The sequence below is a fragment of the Streptomyces nanshensis genome, assembly GCF_001751255.1.
In the GTDB taxonomy this organism is placed as follows: Bacteria; Actinomycetota; Actinomycetes; order Streptomycetales; family Streptomycetaceae; genus Streptomyces; species Streptomyces nanshensis_A.
In genome coordinates this window covers 7,870-19,082 of record NZ_LJGW01000184.1, presented here as the reverse complement: position 1 = coordinate 19,082, position 11,213 = coordinate 7,870, and the positions used below count along the sequence as shown (strand labels likewise).

General features: G+C 73.0%; 11 protein-coding genes and 2 pseudogenes (1 of these 13 running past the window's edge). 5 read left to right on the top strand and 8 right to left on the bottom strand.

Features of this window, described 5'->3' with window-relative positions:
• The 4 genes and pseudogenes from AN218_RS38105 to AN218_RS11200 form a co-directional block, all read right to left on the bottom strand.
• A pseudogene (locus AN218_RS38105) lies at positions 1–266 on the bottom strand (hypothetical protein); the annotation flags it as partial.
• The gene (locus tag AN218_RS11210) at positions 263–940 is read right to left on the bottom strand and encodes a uracil-DNA glycosylase (protein ID WP_070016663.1); all 678 of its coding nucleotides are present in this window, start codon (positions 938–940) and stop codon (positions 263–265) included. The pseudogene AN218_RS38105 and the gene AN218_RS11210, both read right to left, overlap by 4 nt.
• Positions 941–991: 51 nt before the next feature.
• Positions 992–2,101, bottom strand: coding sequence for a WD40/YVTN/BNR-like repeat-containing protein (locus AN218_RS11205; RefSeq protein ID WP_070016662.1), 1,110 nt, complete (start codon positions 2,099–2,101; stop codon positions 992–994).
• A gap of 130 nt (positions 2,102–2,231) precedes the next feature.
• Entirely contained in the window at positions 2,232–3,008 is a 777-nt protein-coding gene (locus AN218_RS11200; RefSeq protein ID WP_079132046.1) for a TetR/AcrR family transcriptional regulator, read from the bottom strand.
• A gap of 360 nt (positions 3,009–3,368) precedes the next feature.
• On the opposite strand from AN218_RS11200, the gene AN218_RS11195 reads away from it, so the two are divergent.
• Positions 3,369–3,878 (top strand): hypothetical protein, encoded by a 510-nt coding sequence (locus AN218_RS11195; protein WP_070016661.1) that lies wholly within the window; start codon positions 3,369–3,371, stop codon positions 3,876–3,878.
• A 64-nt stretch (positions 3,879–3,942) separates the two neighbouring features.
• Here AN218_RS11195 and AN218_RS11190 read toward each other — a convergent pair whose 3' ends face one another.
• The 3 genes from AN218_RS11190 to AN218_RS11180 all read right to left on the bottom strand — a co-directional run bounded on the left by AN218_RS11190 (position 3,943) and on the right by AN218_RS11180 (position 6,665).
• On the bottom strand, positions 3,943–4,770 hold the full coding sequence (locus tag AN218_RS11190; protein WP_079132045.1) for a phosphatase PAP2 family protein: 828 nt from the start codon (positions 4,768–4,770) through the stop codon (positions 3,943–3,945).
• Between the two features lie 33 nt (positions 4,771–4,803).
• A complete protein-coding gene (locus AN218_RS11185; protein WP_070016659.1) occupies positions 4,804–5,748 on the bottom strand; it encodes a M56 family metallopeptidase in 945 nt (314 codons plus the stop codon).
• A gap of 524 nt (positions 5,749–6,272) precedes the next feature.
• Positions 6,273–6,665, bottom strand: a complete 393-nt coding sequence (locus AN218_RS11180) for a VOC family protein (RefSeq protein WP_070016658.1) — start codon at positions 6,663–6,665, stop codon at positions 6,273–6,275.
• 60 nt (positions 6,666–6,725) lie between these two features.
• Between AN218_RS11180 and AN218_RS11175 the strand changes: the two genes are divergently transcribed.
• Positions 6,726–7,301: a GNAT family N-acetyltransferase gene (locus AN218_RS11175; protein WP_070016656.1), complete on the top strand. Its 576-nt coding sequence runs from the start codon at positions 6,726–6,728 to the stop codon at positions 7,299–7,301.
• Here AN218_RS11175 and AN218_RS11170 read toward each other — a convergent pair.
• Positions 7,273–7,956: a glycerophosphodiester phosphodiesterase gene (locus tag AN218_RS11170; RefSeq protein WP_070016654.1), complete on the bottom strand. Its 684-nt coding sequence runs from the start codon at positions 7,954–7,956 to the stop codon at positions 7,273–7,275. The two genes, AN218_RS11175 and AN218_RS11170, sit on opposite strands and share 29 nt — an antisense overlap.
• Positions 7,957–8,307: 351 nt before the next feature.
• Between AN218_RS11170 and AN218_RS11165 the strand changes: the two genes are divergently transcribed.
• The 3 genes and pseudogenes from AN218_RS11165 to AN218_RS11155 all read left to right on the top strand — a co-directional run.
• A complete protein-coding gene (locus AN218_RS11165; protein ID WP_079132047.1) occupies positions 8,308–9,312 on the top strand; it encodes an alpha/beta hydrolase in 1,005 nt (334 codons plus the stop codon).
• Positions 9,313–9,393: 81 nt separating this feature from the next.
• Complete coding sequence (locus AN218_RS11160) at positions 9,394–10,791, top strand: DUF6421 family protein (protein ID WP_070016652.1); 1,398 nt, start codon at positions 9,394–9,396, stop codon at positions 10,789–10,791.
• Positions 10,792–10,883: 92 nt separating this feature from the next.
• Positions 10,884–11,213 (top strand): annotated as a pseudogene (locus tag AN218_RS11155) (SDR family NAD(P)-dependent oxidoreductase); it runs 454 nt beyond the window's last position.

Sequence of the window (11,213 nt, the reverse complement as noted above, 5' to 3'; positions counted from 1 at the left end):
ACCAGTCGGGAGAGCATGTGCTCGGCGTCGATGCCCCCGGGTCCCGTACGCACCGGCTCGGACGAGACGACGCTGCCCGCCGCCACGGGAGCCGGGCCCGCGTCCGAGTCCGGAGGTGCGGCGGCGGCCGGTGCGAGGCGGGCCAGGGCGACGCGCAGTCCCGAGCCGCCCGAGTCGGCGCCGAGCACCCACACGGAACCACCCGTACAGGCGGAGCCGTCCGACGGTCCGCGTCCCGGGCCCCCCGCCGGCTCCGCCGCCGTCATGGGAGCTGCCAGTCCACCGGGGCCGCGCCCTGCTGGGCGAGCAGATCGTTGACGCGGCTGAAGGGACGCGAGCCGAAGAACCCGCGGTCCGCAGACATCGGCGAGGGGTGCGAGGACTCCACGACGGGGCGGCTGTTCAGCAGCGGCTTCAGATTGCGCGCGTCCCGGCCCCACAGCACCGAGACCAGCGGCCGCTCCCGCGCCACGAGCGCGCGGATCGCCTGCTCCGTGACCTCCTCCCAGCCCTTGCCCCGATGGGCGCCGGGACGCCTCGGAGCCGTCGTCAGCGCCCTGTTGAGCAGCAGCACGCCCTGCTTCGTCCAGGGCGTGAGATCACCGGTGGAGGGACGGGACAGGCCGAGGTCGTTGTGCAGCTCGCGGAAGATGTTCTCCAGGCTGCCGGGCAGCGGCCGCACCTCGGGGGCGACCGAGAAGGACAGCCCCACCGCGTGGCCGGGCGTCGGATAGGGATCCTGACCGACGATCAGGACGCGTACGTCGTCGAAGGGCTGCTGGAAGGCTCTCAGGACGTTCTGGCCGGCGGGGAGATACGTTCTGCCCGCGGCCACCTCCGCCCGGAGGAACTCGCCCATGAGGGCGACTCGTTCAGCGACGGGCTCCAGCGCCTTGGCCCAGCCCGGTTCGACGATCTCGTTCAACGGTCGTGCAGCCACGGGCGGTTACTCTACTGGCTCCTCGCGGCCGCTCCGCACCGCCCGCACTCATCAGTCGATCACCGCCGCACGTACGCACAGCACGTCCGGCAGATGCCCCGCCAACTGCTGCCAGTGCTCGCCCTCGTCGGGGCTGGCGAACACCTCGCCGTTGCGGTTGCCGAAGTAGATCCCGGGGGTCTCGGCGCCGTCGGTGCACATCGCGTCCCGCAGCACCGGACCGTAGCGCGCGGTCTCCGGCAGCCCCGCCTCCAGCTTCTGCCAGCTTCCGCCCGCGTCCTCGGTACGGTGCACACGGCAGCGCCGTCCCGCGGGCACCCGGTCCGAGTCGGCGTTGAGCGGGAAGACGTACGCGACGCCGCCGCGGCGCGGATGGCTGACCACGGGGAAGCCGAAGTCGGAGGGCAGACTTCCGCCGATCGGCGTCCAGCCGGTGCCGTCGTCGTCGCTGCGGTAGACGCCCCAGTGGTTCTGGAGATACAGCCGCGCGGGGTCGGCGGCGTCCCGCGCGACCTTGTGCACGCACTGCCCGTACTCCGGGAAGCGCCGGGGCTCCGGCAGGAACACCGCCTCGACGCCGCGGTTGCACGGCTCCCAGCTCGCCCCCGCGTCCGCGGTGCGGTAGGCGCCGCCGGTCGAGACCGCGACGGTGAGCCGCCGACGGTCCCGCGGATCGGGAAGGATCGTGTGCAGACCGAGGCCGCCGCCTCCCGGCACCCACTCCGTGCGCGTCGGGTGCTCCCACAGTCCGCGCACCAACGCGAAGCTGACGCCGCCGTCCTGGGAGCGGAACAGCGCGCCGGGTTCGGTGCCCGCCCACACCACGTCCGGCTCGTCGGCGCCGCCCGGCTGGAGCTGCCACACCCGCTCCAGCGAAACCCCCGTGTCCTGCGGGAACTTCACCGCGGGCTGCGGCGGCTCGTGCCACGTGGACCCCAGATCGTCGGAGTGGAAGACCGACGGGCCCCAGTGCGCGCTGTCCCCGCCGACGAGGATCCGGGGAGCGGAGGCGCGGCGGGTGTCCAGGGCGACCGAGTAGACCGCCTGGGCGTTGAAGTGCGGGCCCTGGACCTCCCAGCCTCTCTGGTGCCGCCGTTCCACCGGCCGCCGGGCCAGGAAGAGGCCCTTTCTGGTGCCCACCGCGAGCAGTACGTCTGACATGTCCGGTCCCGCCTCTGTGACGTCTTTGTCCGGTCTTACCGAGGTGGGCACAGTCTGCACCCGGGCACCGACAATGACGCCGTCCCGGACGTCGCCGCAGCGGGAACCGGCGAGTGCGGGCGCCGCGCGCTCAGTTCGGCGAGGGCGGCTGCGGCGGAGAGGCGGGCTGCTGGGTCTGCCGCAGCACCTCGTACGGCTGCGCTTGGGCGGGGGTCTGCTGCTCCGGTACGCCCGGTGCCGGCGAGGGCAGTCGCGGAACGGTGAGCTGCCGCCCCGTGATCCGCTGGTCGGTGCCCGCCGGGGGCTCCTCCGGCGGCCTGCCGAGCTGCCACTCCAGCCCGTAGCGGACGAAGAGTTCGGCGCGCAGCCGCTCCACCGGCATCGGCGCCCCGGGCAGCAGCACGGCCACCACGGCACCCATCAACAGCGCGCGCAGCAGCGGGTAGTCGGTGTCCGGATCGGGTGAGCCGTAGCGCTCGATGGTCTCCCGTAGCACCTCCGCCAGCCGCTGCTGCTCGGGGCACTGTACGAACCCCTCCTGCTGGAGGATCCCCGCCATGTGCGCCCGCATCAGCATGGGCCGGTCCTGCGCCAGCCCCAGTACGGCGTCGATGGCCCGCGCCAGCAACTCGTGCCCGGCGCCGGGCTCCTCGGGCAACGGCGTGCGTTCCAGGGCCTCGTGGATGGTCAGATGCATCAGCCGGTGTACGGCGGACTGGAAGAGCTGCCGCTTCCCCGGGAAGTAGTACGAGATCAGACCCCGTGCCGAGCCCGCGCGGTCGGCGATGTCTCCGAGGGTCGTCGCCTCGAACCCCCGCTCGCCGACAAGATCGACGGTCGCCTGCAGCAGGCGCTCTCGGGAACGCCTGCGCAACTCTTCATTGACCGAGGCGCTCCGAGGGGACATCCTGTAACTCCTATGTTGACTGGCTCCCAGCCAATATACTCATCAGGGCTTCGGACGCACGGCCCCGACCAGGTTTGCGTCCGGCTTGACCGCCGGTATTGGGCGACGCGGGGGATCGCCCAATACCGGCTCAGACGCGACGTCGGCGGGCGTCGCCGCACGTGCCGTCCTCGGAGCGCGAGCCGCTCCGAGGGGGGCCGTGCTGGAGTGCGAACCGGGTAACTGCCCTTGCGCGGACCGTTGTTGAACGGCGTACAAGCAATACAATGACGGACCGACCGCCGGGACGGGCGCGCGCGTTTCGCTCCTCTTCCGCCCGTTGTGCGGCCTTCCGGTATCCGCGGCCCACAAGGAGAGCCCATGCCGTTAGCGGTGGCCTCGCTCATCTGGGATGCAACGAAGTCGTCCGGCACGCAACGCGTGAAGTACGACGACGACGGCTACTACCTCGTCCGCTTCCCCTACGGGGAGCAGGAGTCCTACGACCCCTGGAACATGCACGCCGCCGAACGCGACGGCAAGACCTCGAAGTTCCCCGACGCCGGCTCCGGCCTCATACACCCCAGTCACGACGGCTGGGGCGTCGTCTCGGCGATGGTCCACTGGGAGAAGGACGGCGATCCGCACGAGTACCGCGCCCGGTTCGTCCGCGACCCGCTGGGCGACGGCTACGACTCCACGGCGACGACGGACGCGGCGCCCACCGGCGGCAACCAGTACAAGTCGTACGTCTGGCAGTTCTTCGTCTACCGCGACGTGCCGCTCGGTCTGAAGGTCACCGCGCGGGGCAAGAACGACAAGAGGATCGCCACGCCCCTCATCCACGCGCAGTTCAAACTCGCCATCCACACCGACGTGATGACGCCCTGAGCCGCGCCGCCCCGGCCGGCCGCCGGCCGGATGCGGGACGTGGACGTGGGCCTGGCCACGGGCGTCAGGCGGGCTCCCCTTCCGCCCGCCGGTGTGCCAGGACGGTCCACCATCCCGCGGCGGCCGCCGCCAGCGCGACGCCCAGCAGCGTCCCGACGACGGTGTCCGTGAGCCAGTGCACCCCGAGCGCGATCCGGGTCAGGCACACCCCGGCCACCGACACGACGGCCGCCGCGTACGCCGCGTACACCGGGCCCCGGCCCGCGCCGGAACGGCGGACCAGCCACACCACGAGGACGAAGGCCACGGCCGCCGTCATCGCGTGCCCGGAGGGCATCGCGGAGTAGTGCGCCGAGTCGACGGGGTGCTCCCAGTGCGGACGGTCCCGGTCCAGCAGTGACTTCAGCCCCTGCTGAACTCCCGTACCGGCGGCGGCAGTCGCCACGCACCACAGCGCGAGCAGCGCCTCGCCGCGCAGCCACACCCACAGCGCCGCGACGCCCACCAGGATGCGCATCGTGACCGGGTCCCACACCCAGTCGGAGAAGACGCGGCAGGTCTCCGTCCACGCCGGATGCGCCAGGGCCCGTCCGTGGAACCACCGCGCGACGTCTGCGTCCGTCTCCAGCAGCGGACGCCAGCCGGCCGCGACGAGCCCGGCGACGGCGAAGGCCGCGGCGGTCAGCGCGAGGGCGGTCCACAGCCAACGGGCCGCGACGGTACGGGAGTCGGGGGACGGCGGCGGAGCGGCACGGCCTGCCGGAGACGGGGGAGGCGTGGCGCTGCCGTGCGCCGCGTCCCCGTGGGCGTCCTGGGGGGCGTCCCCGTCCGCGTCGCCGCCGGACGTCCGGCCCCCGTGCGTCCGGCTGTCGTGGGTCGGTCGTTCCTGCATGGGGTGATCCTCGCCCGCCGGGCGGCCCCGCGGCTAACGCAGCGCGGAGAGCCCCGGCACAAAGGCCACGAGGAGGGGCACGGCCGGTACGAGGACGGCCGCCGCGGTCATGCGCACCCGGCGCGAGAACGGCAGCCGCGGCGCGGCGGCCAGCAACCGCTGCACCCGGTGCGGGACTTGGGCCAGCGGAGTCGGAGCGGGGCCGAACACCCCGCGGTCCTCGTTGAGTCCGACGAGCGCCAGGGCGGTCGTCAGCCGTCCGTACCGCTTCGACGCGGCGTCGTCGGCGGCCATCTCCACCAGCGCGTGCACCTGGTCACGGAAGGCCGCGAAGACCGGCACCCGCGGAAAGCCCGCCGCGAGCGCCGCCGAGCAGTGCAGCAGCCAGTCGTGCCGGGCGCGGGCGTGGCCCTGCTCGTGTTCGAGCACCGCGTCGAGCTGCCGCCCCTTCAAGCGGCGCAGCGCCGCCGTCGTGACGACGAGCCGGGGCGTGGCCCCGGGCAGCCACCAGGCTTCCGGACGCTCGCCCTCCAGCACCACCAGCCGGTCGGTGCCGCCGGGCTCCTCGCCGGGCAGCCGCGGCACCCGTTCCCGCAGCTCCGCGTGACGCCTGCGGCGCCGCAGCCGCGCCTCGTACACCTCGCGCAGCAGCATCGCGCCCGTCCAGGCACCGCCGCAGGCCAGCAGCACCGCGAGGGTTCCGGCCCAGGGCCCGTACGAGCCGAGTCCGAGTCCGTACGCCTCCTCGACGCCGTTCGGCGCCGGGGCGAAGACATGACCCCGTACGGCCTGCCACGCGGCGGCGGCCGAGAACGCCATGGCCAGCACGCAGCACAGCAGCACGGCGACGACGACGCACTGCCACACCCACAGCCCGAGCACGGGCTCCCGCTCCGGCCAGGAGGAGCGGGCCAGCACGCGGGGGGCGACGGCGGCGGCCAGCCCACCGAGAACGAGCAGCGCGAGCGTGACCAACATGACTGCAGACTATGAGCCCGCGCGCGAGCGGCGGCCGTACGGGAGCCGAGAAGTGACCGACGCCTCACCTGCGCCGGCACCGTCCCCGACATCCCCAACAGGCCGGTGGCCACGGCGACTCGGCACACCGCGCCCGTCCCGCCCCGTCGCTCCTGCCGCCGTGCCGCGCAGCCGCGCACCCGCGCACAGCGGCACCGCCTCTCCTGCCCCACCCCGATCAGCCCCGGGAGGACGAGCGGGGACGGTGCCGCGGACGCGCTGCCGGGCAGCGCCATCGCCGCCATCCCCGGCCCCGTCAGGACCTCGCCCGTGGCAGTACGCCGCCGCATCCCCCCGGCTCCCCTCGCGCGCAGCAGGCACACCGCGACGGCGAACGCCCGCTCGCCGGTCTCCCCACTCGCCCTGTGGGGAGGCTGCCCGCCCCGGCGCCCTCATACGGGAGCGCACGGTGGCACCGGGAGCGCGCAGCACACGGGAGCCGGGCACGGGGACGGGGTGGACGGGGTCGGGCGGCGCGCCCTGTCTCAGATCCCCGGCCGGTAGCGGATCGGATGGTCCTCGGGGACCTCGACGACGCAGATGCGCACACCGTCCGGATCGGCGATCCACATCTCGATCAGCCCCCAGGGCTCCCGCTCCGGGCCCCGCAGCACCTCGGCGCCGGCGGCGGCCAGTTCGCGGTGCGCCTCCTGCGCGTCCCGCACCTGGAGCCACAGCTTCAGCCCGGGCGCGGGCGCGGAGTCGGACCGTCCGGAGACCTCCAGGAAGCCGCCGCCCAGGAAGTAGACCGTGCCGCGCTCCGGCCCCGTGCCGAACTCACGGTGGACGGCCAGCCCCAGTGTCCGCCCGTAGAACTCCCGCGTCCGCTCGGGATCGGTCGGCCGCAGCAGCACGCGGCTGCTCAGTACGTGCACCATGCAGGCCGACCCTAACTCCGCCGGTACTGGTACTCGGGACTGGTACTAAGGTCGCTCACCATGGAGAACGTCAAGGAGACGGGCGAGACAGGTGAGACGGGCGAGGTGGTCTTCCGCGTCGCCGCACGGGACGACGTCCACGCCCTGGTGACCCTGCTGGAGTCGGCCTACCGCGGCGAGTCCAGCCGCGCCGGCTGGACCACCGAGGCCGACCTCCTCGACGGGCAGCGCACCGACCCCGAGGGCGTCGAGGCCGTCATCAGCCGGCCCGGGAGCATCATGCTCGCCGTCGAGCGCGACGGAAGGCTCGTCGCCTGCTGCCAGTTGGAGAAGCGGGGCGAGGCCGCGTACTTCGGCATGTTCGCCGTACGTCCCGGACTCCAGGGCGCCGGGCTCGGCAAGACCGTGCTCAGCGAGGCGGAGCGCACCGTCGTCGACGCATGGGGCTGCGGCGAGATGCAGATGACGGTGATCCGCCAGCGCGAGGACCTGATCGCCTGGTACGTACGCCGCGGCTACCGGCGCACCGGCATCTACACGCCCTTCCCGTACGACGACCCGCGGTTCGGCATCCCACGGCGCGACGGTCTCGCCTTCGAGCTGCTGGTCAAGAAGCTCGGCGCGCAGCCGTCTTGATCTCCGGCATATCCGTCACCAGGCCGTCCAGGCCGAGTTCGCGGACGCGGGCCAGCTCCTCCGGGGTGTTCACGGTCCAGGTGATGACCTTGATCCCCGCGGCGTGGCAGCGCTCGACGGTCTCCGCCTCCAGCCACCGCAGCTCGCACGAGACCATGAACGCGCCCAGTTCCAGGGCGCGTTCGGGCGCCGTCGGCGTCGAGCGGCCGGTGACCAGGACGAGCGGCATCTCCGGCAGACGCTCGCGGGTCTCGCGCAGTGCCTCGTCGTGGAACGAGATCACGGTGACGCGGTCGTGCAGGCCGAGTTCCCGGATCGCACCGGCCAGGACGCGTGCCGCCGCCCGGTCCTTGATCTCGGCCTGGAGCGGGGAGGCCACGGCCTCGACGACCTCGCGGAAGACGGGGATGCGCTCGCCGTCCCCGGCGTCCAGCTCCCGCAGCTCGGCGAGGGTGAAGTCGCCGATGGCGCCCGAACCGTTCGTGGTGCGCGCCACGTCGGCGTCGTGCATCACGACCAGCTCGCCGTCCTTGCTGAGATGCAGATCCAGTTCGATGACGTCGAGACCCTCGCGCTCGGCCCGGACGAAGGAACGCAGGGTGTTCTCGGGCTCGACGCCCATCACTCCGCGGTGGCCGACGGTGAGCAGTGACACGGCACCCTCTCTCTCCTGCGTGGCGACGGGGCGCACGGCGAGGTGCGCGGCGGACAGACTAACCGCCCGCCGCCCTACGGCCGGACCCGTCCGCCGGGGCCCGCCTCCCGGTCCCCGTCCCGGCATTCGTATGTGCCGTCCGGCGGCCCGGTACGTACAGCACGTACGCCACGTACGGCACGAACCCGCGGCGGTGCCGGAGCGCCCGCCGCACCCGTATCCCTGTCCGCACCCGCACACCCGTATCCCCGCACGCGTACGCGGCGGAGAAGGAGAAGGAGCAGCTCCGTGAGCGGAAGCAGCGCGCCCACGCCCGGTCCCGAACGGCTCGCCGCCGGGGCACGCGAACTGATGGAGGCCATGACCGCCGTCTTCCCCGACGTCGGCGTCACCGTCCACGACGCCGTGGAGGCCCGCCGCATCCTCGCGCGCTCGATGCCGGGACCGCTGGGCCTGCCGCCCGTGGGCGAGGTCGCCGACCGCCTGATACCCGGGCCCGAGGGCGCGCCGGAGATTCCCGTCCGCGTCTACCGTCCGCAGGAGAAGGAGGACGGGCAGGAGCCCGCGCCCGGCGCCGCCACCCCTCCCGCGGCGGCGACGGCACCGGCGTCCGTGCCCACGGTGGTCTTCTTCCACGGGGGCGGCTGGGTGCTGGGCAGCCTCGACTCGCACGACGCCACCGCCCGCGCCCTGTGCCGGGCCTCCGGCGCGGTCATCGTCTCCGTCGGCTACCGGCTGGCGCCCGAGGCCCGCTTCCCCGAGCCGGTCCACGACGCGTACGCCGCCGTGTGCTGGGCTGAGCGGAACATCGCCGAACTCGGGGGAGACCCGGGCGCGTTGCTCGTCGCGGGCGACAGCGCCGGCGGCAACCTCGCCACGGTGTGCACCCTCATCGCCCGTGAGCGGGGCGGCCCGTGCATCGCCCACCAGTCGTTGATCTACCCCGCGACCGACCCGGCGGCCAGGACCGAGTCGCGCCGCCTCAACGGGGAGGGCTACTTCCTCACGGAGACGGCGATGCTCTGGTTCGGCGCCCAGTACTTCGGCCCCGACGCCGATCTCTCGCACCCCTGGGCCGCGCCGCTGCGCGCCGACCTCGCGGGACTGCCGCCCGCGCACGTGGTCACCGCGGGATGCGATCCGCTGTGCGACGAGGGACGGGCGTACGCGGAGAGGCTGCGCCGGGCCGGGGTGCCGGTGACCGAGGCGCACTTCCCGGGGATGTTCCACGGCTTCCTCGGCGCGGGCTCACTGCTGCCGGACGCCGCGGATGCCATGGCGGGACTGGGCAAAGTCATTGCTTCCACGGCATCTCACAGGAAGATCGGCGGCAACACCGGGGGTTCGGAAGGATAATTTCCTGCATCTCCACTTGAGGGTGCGCCCGAGCCCGGCTACCGTTCTGTTGACGCCAGGTTCTTCTGTGGAGGGGTAGTCATGACGGAAATACTTTCGTCCAAGGCCGTGGGCGCAGCCGACGCGTCCGCCGAGCGCGTGGTCGAACACCCGGCGTGGGCCGTCCTGAAGGACGCCGTCGAAGCCATCCGCCCCGCACAGTCGAAGGACGGCTCGATCGACTTCGAGGCCGAGGGTGCGCCTTCCCGCGCCGCCGTCGAATCCGACCTGGATCAGGTCTGCAACGCCGTACGGGATCTGACCTCGCTGCTGCCGCACGACGCCGCCTACCACGAGGCCCTCGTCGCCGATCTGCGCCGCTGGGCGGAGAGCGGCTTCGGCGTCCCCGACTTCCTCGACTCCCTCCTCGCCTTCCAGCCCGCGCACGACCGCCGGGACGGCCTCCAGCACCTGGTCGTCTTCCCGATGTACACGCAGAACGGCAACCCCGACCGCAACCTCGAGGCCGTCGTGCTGCGCATGGTCTGGCCCGAGTGGCTGGCCGAGCTGGAGCGCACCCGCTACGACAACCCGCTCTTCTGCGGCATCACCTTCGAGGACTTCACCTCGGGCTACGACACCAACTCCGCCGTCCTCTTCCCCGAGACCGTCGCCGTGCGCGAGGCGCCCGAGCGCTTCTCCTGGGGCGGGATCTTCTGCGACCGCGAGGCGGCACGCTTCCGCCGCGTCGTCGACGCCGCGTGCGACGTCACCAGCCTCCGGCTGCCCGACAGCGCACGGGCACTCGTCGCCGACCAGGCGCGCTGCCAGCAGACCTTCGTGCTTTGGGACATGATCCACGACCGCACCCACAGCCACGGCGATCTGCCCTTCGACCCGTTCATGATCAAGCAGCGCCAGCCGTTCTGGATGTACGGACTGGAGGAGCTGCGCTGCGACCTGACCGCCTTCCACGAGGGCGTGCGCCTGGAGGCGGACGGCTATCCGCAGGGCCGCGACGTGCAGTTCGCCGTGCTGCTGGACCGCCTCTTCCGCTTCCCCGTCACCGGTGAGCGCAACCGCAACTATGACGGCCTGGGCGGCCAGCTCCTCTTCGCCTACCTCCACCAGCACGGCGCGCTGCGCTGGACCGACAACAAGCTCGCCATCGACTGGGACCAGGCGCGCCAGGCGACCGTCCGGCTGCGCGAGGAGATCGAGACGCTCTACCGCGCGGGCATCGACCGCCCCAAGCTCGTCCACTGGTTCAAGGCGTACGAGCTGGTCTCCACGTACCTCTCGCCGCACCCCGGTTCCACCTGGGCCAAGGGCCCCGAGGCGCTCGACCTCAGCCTGCCGCCGCGCAAGCTCGTGGACTCGGTGCTTCCGGACGAGTTCCCGCTGAGCATGTTCTACGAGGCCCTCGCGAAGAAGCTCCGTTCCGTGATCGCATCGACCAAGGGCATCACCGCGGAGACCCCGCTGCAGGCCGCCGCCTAGACCGGGCACACCGGCGGAAGCGGCAGGGCCGCACGGCGGCGGGTCAGTACGGGAGCGGCGTCGAGGACGTCGAGGACCAGGAGGCGACAGGCATGAGCAGCACGACGGCACACGGAGACGCGGGCGACGGAAAGGGGAGCCTCGACGGGTCCGTGATCGCCGTCGCCGGAGCGGGCGGCCCGGCGGGAGCGGCCGCACTGCTGCGCCTCGCCGCGGAGGGCGCCACGGTCGTCGCCGCCGACGCGGACGCCGACCGCCTCGCCCAGGCCGTCGACGCGGCACGCTCCGCCCACGGCGGCGCGAGCGTGACGGGGGAGAGGGTCGATCTGCTCGACGCCGCGGCGACGCGCGAGTGGGCGGCCCGTACGGAGAAGGAGTTCGGGGCGGTGCACGGGCTCGTCCACCTCGTGGGCGGCTGGCGC